We start from the raw sequence: 17,482 nt of genomic DNA, 5'->3' as shown, positions 1-17,482 counted from the left end.
GGTCCCGGCTTGTGGGGGGGGCGGCCGCCCGGGTGCCCGCGCGCGTGGCCGGGGGGGCGGGGCCACGGCGGTCCCGCGAGCGCGCCTGGCCCGGGCGGCCGCGTCCCGTCAGGCGGACGTGTCCGTGCCGGCGGGGACGGCGAGCGGGAAGTGGAACAGGGCCTCGGCGTTGCCGTGGGTGATCGCGGCGACCTCGTCGGCGGGCACGTCGGCGAACAGCTCCGCGCAGGCCTTCTGGGTGTGCGGCCAAGGGGTGTCGGCGTGCGGGTAGTCCGACTCGAACAGGATCCGGTCGACGCCGTAGTAGTGCCGGGTCGTCAGCCCCCACGGCTCCTCGATCATGCAGAACCACATGTTCCGCTTCGCGACCTCCGAGGGCTTCGTCGCGTCGAGGCGGCTCCAGTAGCCGTGCCGTTCCCACTGGCGGTCGGCGCGCTCCAGGGCGGCGGGCAGCCAGCCGATGCCGCCCTCGCTCCAGACCAGGCGCAGGTCAGGGAAGCTCCGGGGGATCGGGGAGCACATGACGTTGACCGCGGCCCGGCCGGTGTGGGCGAACGCCGCGGCGATCTCCACGATCGGGGTGGTGCCGGGGTCAAGCGTGGAGGAGCCGGCGGAGCCGACGTGCATGCACACTGGCGTCTGGCTCTCCTCACACAGCCGCATCAGCGGCTCCCAGGTGCCGTCGTGCCAGGACCCGACGCCGAGCGCCGCGGGGTCCTCGACGAAGCACAGCGCCTTGGCGCCCTTCGCCAGGGTGCGCTCCATCTCGGCGACGGCGAGGGAGACGTCCCACAGCGGCACGATCGTCATCGGGACGAACATCTCCGGCGCCGCGGCGCACCATTCGTCGAGCACGAAGTCGTTCCATGCCTCGACGCAGACCTTCGCGAGATCCTTGTCCGCGAAGGTGATGAACTTCCGCCCGCCGAAGCCGGGCAGGGTCGGGAAGTTCACGCTCGCGAAGATCCCGTCGGCGCGCATGTCGGCGGCGCGCGCGACGGGGTCGTAGCAGCCGGGGATCATGTCGTCGAAGCGGACCGGCTCCATGCCCCACTGCTCGCGGGGCTTGCCGGCGACCGCGTTGAGGCCCATGGTCGGCTGGCGCTGGCCCTCGTAGACCCAGAACTCGCGGCCGTCGGCCTCCTGGACGTGCGGCGCGGCCCCTCGGTAGCGTGCCGGCACCCGGTCCGACCAGACATGCCCGGGCTCGACGATGTGGTCGTCGACGCTGAACAGGGTGTACAAGACTGTCTCCTCACCGGTAGCCGGTCGGCGCGATGTCCGTAGGCGGCGCGACGTGCGACGCGACGTGGCAGGTGGCGACCTGTCGGAGCCGGGGCCGTCGCCGCCGGCTGGGCTAGAGCGCCATCCAGACGTTCTTGGGCCGGCTGAACTCCCGGATCCCGGCGATCCCGCCGAGCCGGCCGATGCCGCTCTGCTTGACCCCGCCGAACGGGACGGCCTCGTGGATGCCGACGAAGCCGTTGACCCACACGTTGCCGGCCTCCAGCGCCGCGCTGACCCGGTGGGCCCGGCGGACGTTGCCCGTCTGCACGTAGGCGGCCAGTCCGTAGCGGGTGTCGTTGGCGAGGCGGATGGCCTCGTCCTCGTTGGCGAACGGCGCGACGGTCAGCACCGGGCCGAAGATCTCCTCCTGGGCGAGCGGGCTGGCGTTGTCGACGTCCACGAAGACAGTGGGCTGGATGAAGTAGCCGCCGGCGAGGTCGCCGCCGGCCCGGGTACCGCCGGCGAGCAGGCGGCCCTCGCCGCCCGCCTTCGCGCGGTCGATGACCCCCAGGATCCGGTCGCACGCGGTCGCGTTGATGACCGGGCCCATGGTCGGCGGGGTGAGCGCGGTCGCCGGGTCGCCCAGCGGGATCTGCTCGGCCGCGGCGCGGATGATCTCGATGACCTGGTCGTAGACGGACGCCTGGACGAGGACGCGGGTGCCGTTGATGCAGCCCTGGCCGGAGAGGTTGATGACGGCCGCGAGGGCCTGCTGCGCGGCCGCGACCAGGTCGGCGTCCTCGAAGATGAGGTTCGCGGACTTCCCTCCGAGCTCGAGGGCGACCGGCTTGAGCGTGTGTGACGCGCCGGCGAGGACCTTCTGGCCGACCGCGCCGCTGCCGGTGAAGTGGACCTTGTCGACGCCCTCGTGGGCGACGAGCGCCTCGCCGGCCTCGGCCCCGCCGGGCACGACCTGCAGGACACCCGGCGGCAGCCCGGCTTCGAGCGCCAGCTGGCCGATGCGCAGCGCGGCGAACGGGGTCAGTTCCGGCGGCTTGACGATCACGCAGTTGCCGGCGGCGAGCGCGGGCGCGCAGGTCATGCCGATCGCGTGCACCGGCCCGTTCCAGGGGATGATCACCCCGACGACGCCGTAGGGCTCGTCGCGGGTGTAGTCGAACGACGGGACGGTGTCGGTGGTGACCACGTCGCCGCCGATCTTGTCGACCCAGCCCGCGTTGTAGGTGAACAGCTCGGCGGCGGCGAGCGGCGCGTGGTGGTGGACGTAGGCGGGGCCGCCGCTGTCGATCACGGCGAGTGTCCCGAGCTCGTCGACGTGTGCCCGCAGCAGGTCCGCCAGCCGCAGCAGCACGTCGCGCCGCGCGGCTGTGGGCATCGCCTTCCAGACCGCCAGCGCCGCCCGCGCGGTCGTCACCGCCTGGTCGATCTCGGCGGCCCCGGCGACGGGCACCGCCACCGTCGGGTTCCCCGTCGCGGCGTAGACGTGCTGGTAGGTCCCAGCGGACGTGTCGCGTACCAGCTTGTCGCCGATCAGCAGGCCAGGCTCGCCGAGTAACTCGACGGGCGCTTCCAGGACGGGCATTCGTTCCTCCGACTTCCTGTCTTGGCCGCTCGGCCGGTGCTCTGTTCGCCTCGCCAGCCTGGCCCGCGGCAGTGGCGGACGACACATGCCTAAGTTAGATTAATGAACTGACTATTTCAACCACCGCTCGGGCCAGTCCGAGGGAGCGCGGGTATGTCGATGGCGGGGAAGGTCGCGGTCCTGACCGGGATCTCGTCCGGGGTGGGGCGGGGGGTCGCCGCGGAGTTCGCCCGGCAGGGCGCGCTCGTCGTCGGGATGGCCCGCCGGGAGGAGCTGGGCAAGGCGTTGGAGCGCGAGGTACGCGACGCGGGCGGCGAGCTGACGTTCGTCGCGGGCGACGTGCGCCGCACGGACGACTGCGACCGCCTGGTCCGCACCCGGGCTACGAACGGACCGGGGCGGGTGACGAGTTGGCGCGGGCGCTGCGGCAGTCCCCGACGGACGTCGGGAAGGCGCTGGCGTTGCTGTGCGACGACGATGCGGCCCTCATCAACGGTTCGACGATCGCCATCGACCGGGCGGCGACCGCGGGGTTCGTCGCCTCCAGCATGGTGCTCATGTCCTGCGCGGAGCTGCTCACTGGCTGACCGGCCGCGGCGGCCGGGCGTCGCCTGGCCGCCCGTCGGCGGTCCCGGTGCCGGTCGCGCGACCGGCACCGGGCCGGGAATCAGAGGACGAAGTCGCTGCCGACCTTGCCGCCGGGCGTGAAGACCGCGGGCATGTCGATCCAGCCGTTGACGATGCCGATGGTCGGGTAGCGCTGGGCGGCCGTGAAGTCGATCTGGAAGTCCGGGATGCGGCGCAGGACCTCCTCGAGCACGACGCGGAACTCGACCCGGGTGAGGTTGGAGCCGAGGCAACGGTGCGCGCCGAGGCCGAAGGCCTGGTGCCGGTTCGGCCACCGGCCGAGCACGACCTCGTCGGGTCGGTCGAACATCTCCGGGTCCTGGTTCGCGGCCGCGAACGAGATCAGCACCCGGTCGCCCTCCCTGAGCGGGCAGCCCCCGATCTCGACGTCGCGGGTCACGGTCCGCGCGAGCGCCTGGGTCGGGGTGAAGTAGCGCAGGAACTCCTCGCAGGCGGCCGGAATGCGCGCCGGGTCCGCGGCGAGCCAGGCCCGCTGGTCCGGGTGCTCGACCAGCCAGGCGAACGCGTTGGCCAGCAGACTGGTCGTGGTGTCGTTGCCGCCGGCGATCACCAGGTTGCACATCTCGACGATGCGCTGGTCGGACAGCTTCTCCCCGTCGATCTCCATGTCGACGAACACGCTGATCAGGTCGTCCTTCGGCTCCGCGCGGCGGGCGAGGACGGTCTGGAAGCAGTGCTCGAGCACCTTCAGGTTCTTGGCGACCGCGGCCTCGAACTCGGCCGTCCCCGGTGGATTGAACACGATGCTGTGCGCGGCGTCGGAGTACAGCCGCCAGTCGGTGAGCGGCACGCCCAGCACCTGCGCGGTCAGCAGCGCCGGCACGGGGCTCGCCAGGTCGTGGACCAGGTCGATCGTCCCGGTCTCGATGACGGCGTCGAGCATCGCGGTGGTGACCGAGCGGACGAACGGTTCGTACGCCTTCGACCTGCCGGGGGAGAACCACGGGTTGAGGTACTTGCGGTAGGCGGTGTGCAACGGCGGGTCCATCTCGATCGGGGTCGAGATGACGGGTGCCTCTGGCAGCGTGATGCCCTTGAAGGGCGACGCGGGGTCAGGGTCGTGGCGGGAGGAGAAGGAAGCGTCGTCCTTCACGACGGCCTCGACGTCGGCGTAGCGCGTCAACACGGTGAAGCCCCCGTGGGCGGTCGAGTGCGCTACCGGGCAGCGGCCGCGCAGGTCGGCGTAGGTCTCCCGCCAGTGTTCGGCGTATGCGGGGGAATGATGGTCGAAGTCGACCGACTCGGCGGTCTGGGCCTGCTGGGTGGTCATGACGGGGATCCGCTCTCGATGGTGCCGGAGCCCCGGCGTGGTCACGCCCGGGCGGGGCCAGTGATCTCTGCGCGTGAGGGTGCCGCAGGCGGCGGGAGCGGCGTCAGCGGCGGCGGCCTGATGGCGAAAGTCAGATAAAAGTCAGGTAAAAGTCAGGTAGAGGCCCGATGAGGTCGTGGGCGCGTATGCCATCGGCCAACCGCGCGGTCGGGTCGCCGGGGCCGCATCGAGCTGGCGATCGTCGTCATTCCTCGAGGACGACCGCGTGTTCCGGGCAGCCTCGATGGGCGAGCCGGGCCTTCGCCTCCAGCTCGGCGGGAACGTCGACGAGCAGGACCACGGCGTGGCCGTCGTCCTCCCGCAGGTCGAACAGCTCAGGCGCGTTCATCGCGCACAGCGTGTGCCCCTGGCACACATCCTCCTCGACACGGACGCGCACGACTCGCTTCTCCTCCTTCCTCGGCCGTTGGCAGCCGTCGCTGGGCTTCGGTGGCCTGCCAGAGCGATCTCGTCGCGCGGCGGATCCATGGGACGCGCGCCCGCCAACCAGCTGACGGGGCCGGCTCGGCCCAAGCTAAACGCTTAATTAGTTATATAAGTCGGCGTAAGGTCGAGAATGGCCCGGCACTGAGTCATCGTCAAGTCGCGCGCGGCGGCCTTTCGGCGCACGACGGGGGAGCGCCGCTGGCCCGTGCGGACGGGGCGCCTCGGGGCGGAGCTGGCGGACCGCGGCGGCTTGGCGTCGAGGCGCCTCGCAGCCACCGCTCTCCTCCTGACGGTCAGTGATCTCACCTCAGGCGTCGGATCTCAGGCGCGGACGATGCCGCGCGACGGTGCGGACGGACACGAGGTCGGTCCGCATGGCACCGTCGCCCGGCCTGACAGAACGTCCGCCCGCATGGCCCGCCCGCCGGTCTGGTCGGGGATGGGAGACCTGACGGGGAAGGTGGCGTTCGCGACGGGCGCGGCCCCGACGCCCGGATCATCGACTTTGGTCGGTACGGATTCGCACGATGGCCGTGGTCGACCCCCGCGGCGAACCGGGAGAGTGGTGCTCCACCCGAACCAAGCAGGAGGACCGGTGACTGTCGACAGACCAGGCGCCGACAGTGTCGCCTCGCCGGAAGCCGCCGACCCGCCATCGCGGTCGCGCCGGCTCGCGCCGGTCGTCGCCCTGATGCTGATCGCGCCGTGGGCCGCCGAATGCTCCTGGGGCGGCTTCCCGGCCGACGAGTTCCTGACCGTCGTTCTCATCCTGGCCCCGATGTACGGCGGAGCCGCGGTGCTAATCCGCGAGACAGCCCGCCGAGCCGGAGGCGGGTGGCCGGCGATCGTCCTTCTCGCCGCCGCGTTCGGGATGCTCCAGGCCGGCCTGGTCGACCAGTCGCTGTTCAATCCGGACTACCTGGACGACACCGGGTTCGCCGCGGAGGCAATGGTCGCGAAGGCGACATGGGTGCCGGCGCTCGGCTTCAGCGCCGGACAGGCGTTCGACTTCATCGGCAACCACATCACGCTGAGCATGTGCGCGCCGATTGCGCTCGTCGAGTCGTTCGTGGCCCCGCCCCGGCGCCACCGGCCCTGGCTGGGCCGGCCCGGTCTGGCGGTGGTCGGCGTCCTGTATCTGCTCGGCAGCCTACTGATCTTCTCCGACGAATCCGGACGCAAGGACTTCATGGCCAGCCCGTCGCAGGTGGCGTTCGCGACGTCGGTGGTGCTCGCGCTCGTCGGCATTGCACTGTTGCCACGGTGGCGGCGCCGCGGGCTCAGCCCCGCGTCCCGGCCCGCCCCACGCCCGGTCTGGGTGGGCGCGGTCGTAATCGGCGCGAACCTCGGTAGCTGGTTCGTCTCCGGCTGGCCCGGCGTGGGCGTGCGGGTCGCCCTCGTCGCGGCGATCGCGGCCGTCGTCGTGGCCTGGTCCCGGCGCGCCGACTGGGGGCAGCGGCACGTGCTGGCCGCGTGGGCGGCTCCGATGATTCTCGCGGCGGTCGGCGCCTACCTCGTGCCAAACTACGAGCCGACGTCCGCGCCGGCGGCGTTGATCAGCGACGTCGCCGTCAGCGTGATCACGCTCACGCTCGTAGGCGCGGCATACCGGCACGCGGCACGGACGCGCCCCGCGTACACACGACCGGCCTAGCCGCCGGCCCTGTGCCTGCCGGAAATGCCACAACGCGGTCGCGCTGCTACGCCTGCCGCCCCGCACTGATCGCGACAACGGCGTCGAGATCCTCACCCTGCGGCACCAGATCACCGTGAGCGGGTCACCGATCAGGGCGCTCGTGGCGGTCAGGGCTTCGCACCGCGCGGGACGGTGAACGCGGTCAGCCGGGCGGTGCCGGGAGCGAGCGCCGCCCAGGGACCTGCCCAGGTGACCACCGCGACCGCGCTGGTGGGGAATTTCGTCGCCGCCCGTTCCAGGAGGTTGCCGTCCGCGGTGGCGGCGAGGTGGAGGGTGAGCTGCTGCACGCCGGGGTTGTGGCCGATCAGCAGCAGGGTGCCACAGGCCGCGGGGGTTTCGCGGACGACGTCGAGCAGGACGGGGACGGTGGCGTCGTAGAGGCGGGGTTCGTAGACGACCGGCGCTGTGTCGGCGAGTTCCCGGGCTGCCAGCTCCCAGGTCTCGCGGGTGCGCCTGGCGGTGGAGCAGACGACCAGGTCCGGCAGGTAGTCGGCGTCGCGCAGCCACCGACCCGCGGCCGGGGCGTCGCGGCGTCCCCGCGGAGCTAGGGGCCGGTCGTGGTCGGCCACATCGGGCCAGGCGGATTTGGCGTGCCGCAGGACGACCAACCGCCGCGAGAACGGCGCGGTCATGGTGCGGGCCTGGGCGGGTGCGGGCGGCCGACCTCTTCGACCTCGGCCACGCGGCCGGAGTGGCCGTCGACAACTCGCAGCACGGTCCCGGCTTGCGCCGTCCGCGTCACCGGGACCACCCGAAGACGATTCATCGCAGGCATCCACCTCCCATCGCCCGCGAGGCTAGACCCCGTCGATGCGATCAGCATCCAGGGGAGCCGTGGCGACCTTCCTCGGCTCCAGCGACGTCGCCGACCGGACGGGGCTGGCCGGCCGCGCCGAGCTGGCCGCGTGCTACGCGGAGCGCACCGGCCACTCGCTCGCTGACCTGCGGTTCTATGAGGTGCTGGCGCTGTTCAAGCTCGGCTGCATCATGGAGGGCCACCACGCCCAGGCCGTCCGAACCGGGGACCCGTCGGGTGCCCGGTTCGCCCCGATGGCGCCGGCGATCTTCGCCGACGCGCTCGCGATCGCGCGCGGGGACCGGACGCCCTAGGCCTCCGGTCACGTCGGCGCGGCGGCTGGCGCGAGCTCTCAACCGAACCCGAACAGTTCAGTAGCGTGCCCAACACCTCAGTCGACGCTTCAGTCCGGGATCAATCAGTTCAGTAGCGGCGTCGGACGGTGGAGTTTGGAGTGCCGTTTGCCGGCCTGGGCCGCTCGCGCTCGCTCGGCGCTTTCGGTTCAACTTTGTGGGCCAAGTCGGTGGTCGAGGTGGCGCGCGAGGACGCGTCGGGCGTCGTCTGCTGATCGTCGGCCGCCGAGGATGGCGTTGCCGAGCCCGACGCCCAAGGCGAGGATGGCGAACGCCTCGTCGGCGAGGTCCTGTTCAGGGTCGAGTCGCCCATCGGCTTGGCAGGCGCGCAGCTGCTCGATCAGCCACGCCTCGAGAGCGTCGGGGTCGCTGCCGTAGGGCTGGGCCGCCAGCGCGGGGTCGGTCAGCGCGAGCGCGAAGTACTGGTTGTAGAGGACGTGGAGCGACCGGCTTTCGGCGTCCAGGGGCAGCGTCGCGAGCAGGACGAACTCGATCCGTGCCCGGCCGGCGGCGGGCAGCCCGGCGGCGGCGAGGCGCGGCAGCACCCGCTCGGCGAACTGCTCACCCACCCGGCGCAGACCGAACAGCAGCAGCTGCTCCTTGGTCTGGAAGTAGTACTGGACCAGCCGCACCGAGACCCCGGCTTCGGCTGCCACCTCCCGGAACCCAGCTGTGTGCAACCCACGTGTGGCCGCGACGCGCAGCAGCGCGTCGGCGATGTGGCGGCGGCGCTGCTCGTGGTCAACCCGTTTCGGCATCGCATCCTTTCGTGATACACACGTACCATGAAAGCTACGGAGGACCCCATGGTCGGCCGGTTCCGCGGTGACAAGCAGCGTGCCAGGTTTCTCGCCGCCTACGACGCGGCCTTCGCCGCGCTGTGGCCCACGCCGTGGACGGAAACCGATGTGGAGACCGACTTCGGCACCACCCATGCGCACCGCTACGGACCCGACACCGGCGTGCCGGTCGTGCTGCTACACGGAGCCAACTCCAACGCGGTCCAGTGGTACCCGTTCCTGGCCGCCCTCGGCGCGCGCCGCCCGATCATCGCGCTGGACACCGTCGGTGATCCCGGCCGCAGCGTCGCCCGCCGGCCCGTCCACGATCCGCCGGACAGCGCCGCCTGGCTCGATCAGACCCTCGCTGGCCTCGATATTGACCGGGCGCATCTGATCGGGCACTCCTACGGCGGATGGCTGGCCCTCAACCAGGCCCTGCACGCCCCGGACCGGCTCGTGAGCGTGACCGCGCTCGATCCCGGCGGGCTGGAGAAGGTCAGCGCCCGGTTCATCTGGTTGATGTACCTGAATGGGATGGCCGGCCTCACCCCGGCGCCCCTGCGCCGACGGCTCGCGGTCTGGCTGGACAACCCCGTCCTGATCATCCCCGAGCTCAAGAAGGTCCTGCTGACCGGTGGGTGGGCGTTCCGCACCCGCCGACCCGCCCCCCTCCCGCTCTCCGACGAGGACCTCCGGGCCATCCAGACTCCGGCCCTCGTCCTGATCGGGGAACGCAGTCCCCTGCTCCATCCCGCCCGCGCCCAGGCCCGGGTGGCGCTCATGCCGGGCGGCCACGCCGAGATCCTGCCCGGGGTCGGCCACGGACCGGGCTTCCAGCACGGCGGCGACGTCAACAATCGACTGCTCGCCTTCCTCGATTCCACCCAGGACCGCTCCCCACAGGGATAAGACCGCCCGCACCGCGGCTCCTCCCTGGCGAAGGACCGCCTGGCGCGGGCTCTCGGCGTTCGCCGTCGCGGTCGCTGTAGTGGGTGGGCGTCGCGCTGTGCACGACCGACCAGTTGTCCCAGATCAGGACGTCGTCGACCTCGGCGCGGATCTCCTGCCCGAAGCGCGGCTGCAGCGCGAACGCCTTGAGTTCCAGCGTGTACCGGCGAGGAGGGCAGCCGGCCTGGTCGGCCGGCGCGAGGAGCTCGGAGTGCTGCGGCAAGCCATGGATAGCAGTTCCGATTGTAGCCGATCTATGGCCACACAAGTAGCTGTGTGATCGGCCGGAATATTCGACTCCGGCTTACGTGGCGGTTGGGCTAGTCAGGGACCCTCTCGCCAAAGACGTCCTTGGCCATCTCGTCAATCATCAGAATCCTGGCGCGCCGTTCATCGCCCGCCGTGTCAACCGCCTGGCCCTGATTATGGGTGGGGCCGTGCGGAAGGCGCGTCACTCCGGCGTCAGCCACATCCCGCGGTGTCGCCCAGTCGGTCGGCTCCGGCAATCCCTTTTCCGCCAGCAGAGCCCGGAAAGACGGTGTCTCGGTCTTGCCGAGAACCAGGTTGAGCACATCGACGTTGTAGGGGCGCAGCTCGGCCCACAGGGACTCACCGAAGCACAGTTCGAAGGCTTTGCTTCCCGCGTAGGTCGCCATGAAGCTGCCGCCGCCGTAGGCTGCGCCGGAATTGACCAGCAGCAATCCGCCGCGACCACGCGCTCGCATGGGTCCGCCGAAATGGTGACACAACCGCATCATCGTCAGAACGTTGATGCGCATCAGGTCCAGCCAGGGCTGAACGTCGATGTCGAGGAAGTGCGCTCCGTTGGTGTCGGCGCCGGCGTTGGCGACGTACAGCCCGATCTCGCGGTCGCCCACCGCTTCGATGACCTGCTGGGCGCCGTCGTCGGCTGCCAGGTCCACTGACGCCGTAATACATTTAACGCCCGTTTCGGCGCGGATCGAATTGGCCAGGTCGGTCAACGGTCCCAACCGCCGCGCGAGAAGGACGGAAGGTAGCCCCTCGGAGGCGATGCGGCGGGCGAATGCCTGCCCGGTCCCTTCGGAGGCGCCAGTGATTACTGCCCATGGCCCATATTTTTCCGCGAATGTCACGAGGTTCCTTTTCTTCGGTCCGCGGCTCCCAGGCCGCAAGCGCTCGCGCTCACCGGCTACGCCTTGTGGCGTCGCCCACCACCTGAAGCCTCGGCGCGTGATAGCAAGTCAGCTGGAAGTACGGACGAATACTGATGCTCGGCAACCGGTTATCGAGCTATCTGATGCTCGACCAGAAAGGGTCATGAGGCCTCGGCCTCCTGGGCGACGATCGCGTCGACGGCCGCCAGTTCATCGGGGGTGAGCCGCCATCCGGCGGCGGAGGCGTTGGCGATGACCTGCTCGGGCTTCGTGACGCCGGCCAGGACCGACGCAACGGCTGGCTGGGAGGCGACCCACGAGATCGCGAGCTCGAGCAGAGAGCGCCCTCGTTCCTCGGCGAAGGTGGACAGCTGCTCGACGGTGGCGAGGCGCTCGTCGGACAGCGGCGGGCGGCGGGCCATGATTCCCTGGCGGAGCATGGTGCTGACCGGCGCGTCGGCGCCGAGCCGTGCGTCGGGCGGCGGTGGTTCGCCCCGGCGGTACTTGCCGGTAAGGAGTCCGCTGGCGAGGGGGAAGTAGGCAAGGACGGCCATGCCATTGCGCTCTACCGCGCCGAGTACGTCCTCCTGGGGTCGCTCCAGCACGCTGTACTGCACTTGACAGGACCGGTACGGCGAAAGCGACGACCGAGCCGCGGTCTCGGCGGCGTCCTCCAGCATCTCGCCACCGAAGTTGCTGCAACCGACCTCGCGCACCTTGCCGGCGCGCACCAGCCGGTCGAGCGCCTCGAGGATCTCCTCGATCGGCGTGAAGGGGTCGGGCTGGTGCTGCTGGTAGAGATCGATCCGGTCCGTTCCGAGGCGCCGCAGGCTGGCCTCGACGGCAGCCACGATGCGCGCCGCGCCCCGCTGATCCGGATCAGTCTCGCTCTGGTTGAGGAACTTCGTGGCGATGATCGCCTCGTCCCGACGCTGGCCGAGTGCCGCGCCGATCAGCTCCTCGGAGTGCCCCTCGCCCAAGAAGGACGTGATGCTGTACTCCTCGGCGGTGTCGAAGAGGTTGATGCCCGCGTCGAGGGCGGTGCGGACGATCCGATCGACCTCGCGCCTGTCGCAGCCAGCGCCGAAGAAGTCCGTACCGAAGTTGTTGCCGCCGAGACCGACGACGGATACCTCCAGGCTGCCGATGCGCCGAAGATTCACGACGAAGGCCTCGCGATCCGGTCATTGCGCCGTCGGTTCAGCCCAGAGATCGTGGCCCGCAACGAGCGGTGGAGCCGTCGCCCCGGTTCGTGTCGGTCTTCGATTGTCTTCATTGGTCGTCCAGCTGGACGAGGAGGTTCCGAGCGGCGTCGACACACCGGCTGAGCCTTTCGTGGGGACCGACACCGGCGTTGGCCTGCGAGCGGAGAGGCACCTCGAGTCCGATCACAAGGTGGCGCGGCAGCGCGTCGAGTATCTCGCGCAGTGGTGCCTCGCCGGTGCCCGGCACCATCCGCTCGAAACACGCCTCTTCCATGTAGTTAGGGATGGTGGGCACGAGCGGGACGTCACTGAGCTGGATGTACTCGATCAGGTCGGGGTCGACGGCGGCGACCTCGGCCGGGCCGGAGCCGGACCGCACGAGGTGCATCGTGTCGATGAGGAGACGGAAGTCCGGCCTGCCAACTGCCCGGACGGCGTCGAGCGCCGTGGGGAGGTCGGCGATCGCGAGCCCGGGCGAGAACTCCAGCGTCGTCCGCATCCCAGACTCGGCGGCCATCTCGGCAAGCACGCCGAACTGGTCGACGCTGCGGTTGAAGTCCGGATCGAAGGTGACGGTGTTGACCCGCTGGGCACCGAGCTCGGCCATGACGGCGACGTCGCCCGCGAGATCACGCATGTCCATGTCGGGATGGAGCACGAACCCGTCGCCCAGCGACACCGTCACGCCCCGGTCGCGCAGGGCGGCGAGCGTCTCGCGCCGCAGGGCGAGATCGTCTCGAAGCGAGAAGGACGGGTAGCCGTACGGATTCGGTAACGCGCTCAGGGCGAGCGCCACGTACCGGAGCCCGAGGTCGGCGGCCAGGCCCACGGATTCAACCGGCGGAAGTCCCATCACGCTCAGCGGCTCGATCGACAGTCGTTCCATCGTGCTCCCTCTCATAATCCACGGTCCTCGGGCCATGCCGCGACCGCGACGAGGCTGGGGTTGTGCCCATCAGGTCGGCCACGGTCGCCCTGCGACGTTGCCGCCGGAGTCCGTCCGGTGCACGGTGACCTCGGCGGTGCGGACCTGGCGGTAGCCCGCGGTTGTTGATCTCCATCAGCCGGCAGTGGCGGGCCTCGTGCCGCGTCGCCCCTCGACGCCGCACATCACGCAATCTCCAGCGAGACGCGCACGGCGTCCTTGCCTTCAACCCGTCTGTCAGCGAGCGCCAGGGCTTCCTCGAATCGCTCCAGGGGAAAGGACTCTCCCGCCAGTTCCGCGGTGGGGACCTTACCCTCGTTGATCATCGAGCACGCCAGGCTCAGGTCGACGCCCCCACCTGGCAGCACGGTGAGGTTCCGCAGCGGGATCTGGTTGATGTCGAAGCCGTCCAGCGGGCGGTCCTTCATCCCGGCGGCCACCACCTTCCCGCCGGGTCGCACCAGCTCGAAGGCCGTGATGAACGATCCGGGACCGCCGGAGGCGACGTCGAGCACGACGTCCGCCATCCTGCCGCCGGTCGCCTCCGCGACACGGGCGACCGGATCCTCGCCCTCAAGGTCGACAGTGTGGTCCGCCCCGACGCGGAGTGCGGTGTCGAGGCGCAACCGATCACGTGACAGACCGACGGCGATGATCGTGCCAACGCCCTGCGCTCGGGCGGCGACGATGGCGGCGAGGCCCATGTGACCCGGACCCAGGACGAGCAGTGATTCCCCGGGTTGCGCGGGGCGTACGAAGGTCGCCGAGTTGGACAGGCACTCGTAGACGGTGAGCTCGGTCGCCGGCAGGTCGTCGCGGAGCTTCTGCACCTCGGAGCCCGGCACGAGCTCCATGTAGTCGGCGTAGCCGCCGAACTGCCCGGACGCCTCATCGACCGGGAAGTCGAACCCGTAGACGCGCGATCTCCCGCCGGCCGTCCTGACGTAGGAGCGGACACCCACCCGGTCCCCCTCCCGCACGCCGAACTCCGCGGCCGCGTCGGGTGAGATCTGCTCGATCCGGCCGACGATCTCGTGGCCCGGAACCGTGGGGAACACGCCTCCCGACGGCACCGGCGCATGACCCCTGAACTGGTCGACGTCGCTGTGACAGATCCCGACCGCTTCGACCCGAAGCACGGCGCAGCCGGGCCTGAGCTTGGGCTTCGGGACCTCGCGGAGCTCCCAGGTCTCATCACCGTTGAACACGATCGCACGCGGCAATCGAGCCTCCCGAGTTGACTGAGCCAGTGTTACCTGGCGGGTGCCCGACAAGTTAGCACTTCTCTGGCGCATGCCAGGAATTTGTTATCGTCCTGACGGTGGTTGGGCATCCGGGACGGCGAACGCAGGTCGAGCGCCGCGCCGCGTCCGAAGCAGCGTTGCTGCGAGCCGCGGCCGAACTGATCGCGGAGCGCGGGTTCGAACGGACGTCGCTGCGCAGCATCGGCGCGCGCGCCGGGACGAGCCGAGAGATGCCCGCCTACCACTTCGGGTCGAAAGAGAGCTTGATCACCCGGCTGGCTGAGCGCGCCCACGAGCGCACACTCGAGGCAACGACCGAGGCCCTCGAGCGCACCGACCGGCAAGTCGAGGAGCTCTCCGCCCTTGAGGTGCTTCGTGTGACGATCGAGACCTACCTCGAGGTCTTCATCGCCGCTGACGCACCCGAGGAGCGCGCTGTGGTCGTGATGTGGGGCGCGACGTTCCCGTCCGACTCCCCGCTGCCCGCCGTCGTCCACGCGGACCGGAAGACACATCGCGACCTTGCCGAGACAATCCGAGCCGGTCAGCAGGACAGGTCGATCCGCGCCGACGCCGACGCCGACGCCGCTGCCGTGCTCGTCATGGGGATGGCCCGGGGCATTGCGGCTCTTTCCCTCGCGCATCCCGACGCCGCCGATCCGGCCAAAGTCCAAGGCCTTTGTGGTGAGGCCATCACCGCCTTGCTCCAAGGCCCGAGCCCTACGGTGTCGGACAGCCCAGAAACGCTCGCGACCTCCAGGCGGACGTCGCGGCCCGGCTGATGAATGCCTGGCGTCTCGCACCCGCGCACCCCTACGGCATGGACGACTGGAGCGGCGGCTGCGAGGGTTACGGGGCCGGTCCCGTTTCGCCGATCAGACGGGGCATGCAGGGGCGAGGAGTCTGTGTTCGGTATGTCGAGTTTGGTGTGGGTGTCGGTCCGGAGCTGCGTGACCAGGCTGCGTGCGTTGGCGGCGCGTGCACGGGTGCCTGGAGTCGTCTGCGCGTGTGGCGTGGACCGCTGAGAGGCCGGCGGCGGCACCTCTTTGATCGTTTGACAGCCAAGTTGACAGCCTACGGCCCCTGTAGCCAACCAGCGTCCCACCGTCTGTACCCAGGCCAGCCGGTCGCCCGCGGCCCGGGGGTGCGGCCCGCCCCCGAGTAGAGTCCTATCCTCCGCCGGCTATCTCGCGCAGGGCGTCCAGGTGATCGGCGAACGCGTGCCGTCCGGTCGCCGTAAGCGAGAGCCAGGTACGGGGGCGCTTGCCCACATACCCCTTGCGGACCTCGACCAGTCCGGCCGTCTCCAGCACCGCCACCTGTTTGGAGAGCACGGAGTCGGAGATCTCGACGGTATCGATCTCACCGATCGGACCCTTGTAGCTCGCCAGCGAGCCACTCTGATCCATTTTGTAGACGAAGACGGCAATGATTCCGGCGATGATGACCGCCGCGCCAGCGACGCGCGCGAAGGCCGGTTCCCTGCAAGGCGCGGGGCGGGCTCAAGGCGCACGGTCGGCGCGCCGTTGAGACCGGGAGCAACCCTCCCCAGGCGGATTACCGCTGGAGGCGGCGGGAAGCAGATCGGAGTGACGACGGATGCCGGCCAGGGGCCCAGGGTTGCCCGGGCCGGGCGTGGGCAGCGGCGCGCGCCTGACGGCGAGCCTGCGAGCCCGGGCTCTGTCGGCTGGGGCGCGCAGGCCATGGATCGGATGCCGCGGAATATGGACCCTGTGGACGGGCGCCAGCAGGGGCGGGAGCCGGTCGGCGCGGCCGCGGCGCGGCCATGGGTGCGGACCGTCGGGGTGGAGGAGGAATTCCTGCTGTTCGACCCCGTCGCGCGTGTCCCGCGGGCCGCCGCGTCACGGGTGCTCGCCCGGGCGGGCGAGCGGTCACCCGGCCTCGGCCCCCGCCTGGACGGTGAGGGTGTCGGCGGGCTGGACGTCGAGTTCACCCGGGAGCAGGTGGAAACCGCATCGGCGCCCCAGTCCTCCCTTGCCGCGGTGCGCGCCTGCCTGGTGGCGCTGCGCCGAACGGTCCTGGATGCCGGGGCCGCCGAGGGTGTGGCGCTGGCCGCGACCGCGACCAGCCCGACGCCGGCCAGTTCGCGGCCCACCCCGAAGCGGCGCTACCAGCGGATGTACGCCGAGTTCGGCCTCACCGCCACCGAGCAGCTCACCTGCGGCTGCCACGTGCACGTGGCGGTTCGCTCGCGGACAGAGGCCGTGGGCGCGCTCGATCGCCTCCGTCCCTGGCTCGCGCCGCTCGTCGCACTGAGCGCGAACTCGCCGTTCTGGCAAGGCCGGGACACGGGGTACGCGAGCTTTCGCACCCAGGTCTGGCAGCGGTGGCCGACGGCAGGTCCGACGGCGCCGTTCGGTTCGCTGGCGGAATACGAACGGCTGGTCGACCTGTTGATCGGCAGCGGCGCGGCACTCGACGGCGGGATGATCTACTTCGATGCTCGGCTGTCCCGGCACTGGCCGACGCTCGAGCTGCGCGTCGCCGATGTCTGCCTGTCCGTCGACGACACCGTCCTGCTCGCCGCGCTGGCCAGGGCGCTGGTGTCGACCATGGCCGCCGACTGGGCCGACGGGCGTCCGGTCCCCGACGTGCGCCCGGAGCTGCTGCGCGCCGCCAGCTGGCGGGCAGCCCGATACGGCCTGTCCGCGGAGCTGCTCGACCCGGAATGCGGCGAGCGGGCCACGGCACGTACGGTGGTGGACCGGCTGGTCACCCGCGTTGGTCCGGCGCTCGCCGCGGCCGGCGACCTCGAAACCGTCGTCCGGGGCGTCGGGGAGTTGTTCGATCGTGGCACCGGAGCGGATCGACAGCGGGCTGCATACCATCGCCGCGGCCGTATCCACGATGTCGTCGATCTCGTCCTGCGTGAGACGGCCGACGACATCGGCGTGGCTGTCGCCTCGCGCCGTTCTGCCTCCCCCGCCGGCGGGCCGTCCCCTGTCGCCGAACCGGCCTCCGCCACGCCCGCTACCACGGTCGCTCCGAGGTCTCACACCCTCGCCGCACCCGCCGCCGCCGCGCCACCCTCGGTCGCGCCCGCCGATGACATGGGCGCCGCGCTCCCGCCGGGACCTGTGGGGTGCAAGCGGGTGATCAGGGTCGCCGAGCTGGGCAGACCTGCGCAGGGATCATGATGGGT

At 70.7% G+C, this 17,482-nt stretch carries 18 protein-coding genes and 1 pseudogene; 7 read left to right on the top strand and 12 right to left on the bottom strand.

What is annotated here, in order from left to right; genetic code table 11:
• Positions 1-108 precede the first annotated feature (108 nt).
• Together QOZ89_RS20205 and QOZ89_RS20200 are read right to left on the bottom strand one after the other, a co-directional pair.
• Entirely contained in the window at positions 109-1,245 is a 1,137-nt protein-coding gene (locus QOZ89_RS20205) for an amidohydrolase family protein (protein ID WP_312624535.1), read from the bottom strand.
• A gap of 112 nt (positions 1,246-1,357) precedes the next feature.
• Positions 1,358-2,830 (bottom strand): aldehyde dehydrogenase family protein, encoded by a 1,473-nt coding sequence (locus QOZ89_RS20200; RefSeq protein ID WP_312624534.1) that lies wholly within the window; start codon positions 2,828-2,830, stop codon positions 1,358-1,360.
• A gap of 153 nt (positions 2,831-2,983) precedes the next feature.
• Here QOZ89_RS20200 and QOZ89_RS47430 point away from each other — a divergent pair.
• Together QOZ89_RS47430 and QOZ89_RS20195 are read left to right on the top strand one after the other, a co-directional pair.
• Positions 2,984-3,196, top strand: a pseudogene (locus QOZ89_RS47430) (SDR family NAD(P)-dependent oxidoreductase); the annotation flags it as partial.
• A gap of 44 nt (positions 3,197-3,240) precedes the next feature.
• Positions 3,241-3,417 (top strand): hypothetical protein, encoded by a 177-nt coding sequence (locus QOZ89_RS20195; RefSeq protein WP_241842309.1) that lies wholly within the window; start codon positions 3,241-3,243, stop codon positions 3,415-3,417.
• Between the two features lie 80 nt (positions 3,418-3,497).
• Here the strand turns inward: QOZ89_RS20195 and QOZ89_RS20190 are convergent, their stop codons facing one another.
• Both QOZ89_RS20190 and QOZ89_RS20185 read right to left on the bottom strand, forming a co-directional pair.
• A complete protein-coding gene (locus QOZ89_RS20190) occupies positions 3,498-4,748 on the bottom strand; it encodes a cytochrome P450 (protein WP_312624533.1) in 1,251 nt (416 codons plus the stop codon).
• A gap of 244 nt (positions 4,749-4,992) precedes the next feature.
• Positions 4,993-5,187, bottom strand: coding sequence for a ferredoxin (locus QOZ89_RS20185; RefSeq protein WP_071053162.1), 195 nt, complete (start codon positions 5,185-5,187; stop codon positions 4,993-4,995).
• Between the two features lie 642 nt (positions 5,188-5,829).
• Here QOZ89_RS20185 and QOZ89_RS20180 point away from each other — a divergent pair.
• A complete protein-coding gene (locus QOZ89_RS20180; RefSeq protein ID WP_312624532.1) occupies positions 5,830-6,888 on the top strand; it encodes a hypothetical protein in 1,059 nt (352 codons plus the stop codon).
• A gap of 149 nt (positions 6,889-7,037) precedes the next feature.
• Here the strand turns inward: QOZ89_RS20180 and QOZ89_RS20175 are convergent, their stop codons facing one another.
• Positions 7,038-7,562 (bottom strand): SixA phosphatase family protein, encoded by a 525-nt coding sequence (locus tag QOZ89_RS20175; RefSeq protein WP_071053161.1) that lies wholly within the window; start codon positions 7,560-7,562, stop codon positions 7,038-7,040.
• 178 nt (positions 7,563-7,740) lie between these two features.
• Here QOZ89_RS20175 and QOZ89_RS20170 point away from each other — a divergent pair, with 178 nt between their 5' ends.
• The gene (locus tag QOZ89_RS20170) at positions 7,741-8,040 is read left to right on the top strand and encodes a hypothetical protein (protein WP_312624528.1); all 300 of its coding nucleotides are present in this window, start codon (positions 7,741-7,743) and stop codon (positions 8,038-8,040) included.
• Positions 8,041-8,228: 188 nt separating this feature from the next.
• Here the strand turns inward: QOZ89_RS20170 and QOZ89_RS20165 are convergent, their stop codons facing one another.
• Positions 8,229-8,837, bottom strand: a complete 609-nt coding sequence (locus QOZ89_RS20165; RefSeq protein WP_312624526.1) for a TetR/AcrR family transcriptional regulator — start codon at positions 8,835-8,837, stop codon at positions 8,229-8,231.
• 48 nt (positions 8,838-8,885) lie between these two features.
• Here QOZ89_RS20165 and QOZ89_RS20160 point away from each other — a divergent pair, with 48 nt between their 5' ends.
• Entirely contained in the window at positions 8,886-9,770 is an 885-nt protein-coding gene (locus QOZ89_RS20160; RefSeq protein WP_312624523.1) for an alpha/beta fold hydrolase, read from the top strand.
• Here the strand turns inward: QOZ89_RS20160 and QOZ89_RS47425 are convergent.
• The 5 genes from QOZ89_RS47425 to QOZ89_RS20140 all read right to left on the bottom strand — a co-directional run bounded on the left by QOZ89_RS47425 (position 9,712) and on the right by QOZ89_RS20140 (position 14,298).
• Positions 9,712-10,032, bottom strand: a complete 321-nt coding sequence (locus QOZ89_RS47425) for a TauD/TfdA family dioxygenase (RefSeq protein WP_397428810.1) — start codon at positions 10,030-10,032, stop codon at positions 9,712-9,714. The genes QOZ89_RS20160 and QOZ89_RS47425 overlap by 59 nt on opposite strands.
• A gap of 97 nt (positions 10,033-10,129) precedes the next feature.
• Positions 10,130-10,924, bottom strand: coding sequence for an SDR family NAD(P)-dependent oxidoreductase (locus QOZ89_RS20155; protein WP_312624521.1), 795 nt, complete (start codon positions 10,922-10,924; stop codon positions 10,130-10,132).
• Between the two features lie 182 nt (positions 10,925-11,106).
• A complete protein-coding gene (locus QOZ89_RS20150) occupies positions 11,107-12,108 on the bottom strand; it encodes an aldo/keto reductase (RefSeq protein WP_071052491.1) in 1,002 nt (333 codons plus the stop codon).
• A 109-nt stretch (positions 12,109-12,217) separates the two neighbouring features.
• On the bottom strand, positions 12,218-13,036 hold the full coding sequence (locus tag QOZ89_RS20145) for a sugar phosphate isomerase/epimerase family protein (protein WP_071052492.1): 819 nt from the start codon (positions 13,034-13,036) through the stop codon (positions 12,218-12,220).
• 224 nt (positions 13,037-13,260) lie between these two features.
• Positions 13,261-14,298 (bottom strand): zinc-dependent alcohol dehydrogenase, encoded by a 1,038-nt coding sequence (locus QOZ89_RS20140; RefSeq protein WP_071052493.1) that lies wholly within the window; start codon positions 14,296-14,298, stop codon positions 13,261-13,263.
• Positions 14,299-14,396: 98 nt separating this feature from the next.
• Here QOZ89_RS20140 and QOZ89_RS20135 point away from each other — a divergent pair, with 98 nt between their 5' ends.
• Entirely contained in the window at positions 14,397-15,101 is a 705-nt protein-coding gene (locus QOZ89_RS20135) for a TetR/AcrR family transcriptional regulator (protein ID WP_071052494.1), read from the top strand.
• Positions 15,102-15,488: 387 nt separating this feature from the next.
• On the opposite strand, the gene QOZ89_RS20130 is transcribed toward QOZ89_RS20135, so the two are convergent.
• Positions 15,489-15,728 (bottom strand): transcriptional regulator, encoded by a 240-nt coding sequence (locus QOZ89_RS20130; RefSeq protein WP_083419618.1) that lies wholly within the window; start codon positions 15,726-15,728, stop codon positions 15,489-15,491.
• Between the two features lie 315 nt (positions 15,729-16,043).
• Here QOZ89_RS20130 and QOZ89_RS20125 point away from each other — a divergent pair, with 315 nt between their 5' ends.
• Complete coding sequence (locus QOZ89_RS20125; RefSeq protein WP_083419619.1) at positions 16,044-17,477, top strand: carboxylate-amine ligase; 1,434 nt, start codon at positions 16,044-16,046, stop codon at positions 17,475-17,477.
• The last annotated feature ends 5 nt before the right edge of the window (positions 17,478-17,482 follow it).

The sequence above is a fragment of the Pseudofrankia coriaricola genome, from assembly GCF_032027725.1.
GTDB lineage: Bacteria > Actinomycetota > Actinomycetes > Frankiales > Frankiaceae > Pseudofrankia.
This window is presented reverse-complemented; position numbering and strand designations above follow the sequence as displayed.

Excerpts from the sequence above, each read along its gene's own strand:
- QOZ89_RS20165 (WP_312624526.1), bottom strand. The coding sequence starts at position 8,837 with ATGCCGAAACGGGTTGACCACGAGCAGCGCCGCCGCCACATCGCCGAC.
- QOZ89_RS20175 (WP_071053161.1), bottom strand. The coding sequence starts at position 7,562 with ATGACCGCGCCGTTCTCGCGGCGGTTGGTCGTCCTGCGGCACGCCAAA.
- QOZ89_RS20160 (WP_312624523.1), top strand. The coding sequence starts at position 8,886 with ATGGTCGGCCGGTTCCGCGGTGACAAGCAGCGTGCCAGGTTTCTCGCC.
- QOZ89_RS20145 (WP_071052492.1), bottom strand. The coding sequence starts at position 13,036 with ATGGAACGACTGTCGATCGAGCCGCTGAGCGTGATGGGACTTCCGCCG.
- QOZ89_RS20170 (WP_312624528.1), top strand. The coding sequence starts at position 7,741 with ATGCGATCAGCATCCAGGGGAGCCGTGGCGACCTTCCTCGGCTCCAGC.
- QOZ89_RS20190 (WP_312624533.1), bottom strand. The coding sequence starts at position 4,748 with ATGACCACCCAGCAGGCCCAGACCGCCGAGTCGGTCGACTTCGACCAT.
- QOZ89_RS20125 (WP_083419619.1), top strand. The coding sequence starts at position 16,044 with ATGGACCCTGTGGACGGGCGCCAGCAGGGGCGGGAGCCGGTCGGCGCG.
- QOZ89_RS20130 (WP_083419618.1), bottom strand. The coding sequence starts at position 15,728 with ATGGATCAGAGTGGCTCGCTGGCGAGCTACAAGGGTCCGATCGGTGAG.
- QOZ89_RS20200 (WP_312624534.1), bottom strand. The coding sequence starts at position 2,830 with ATGCCCGTCCTGGAAGCGCCCGTCGAGTTACTCGGCGAGCCTGGCCTG.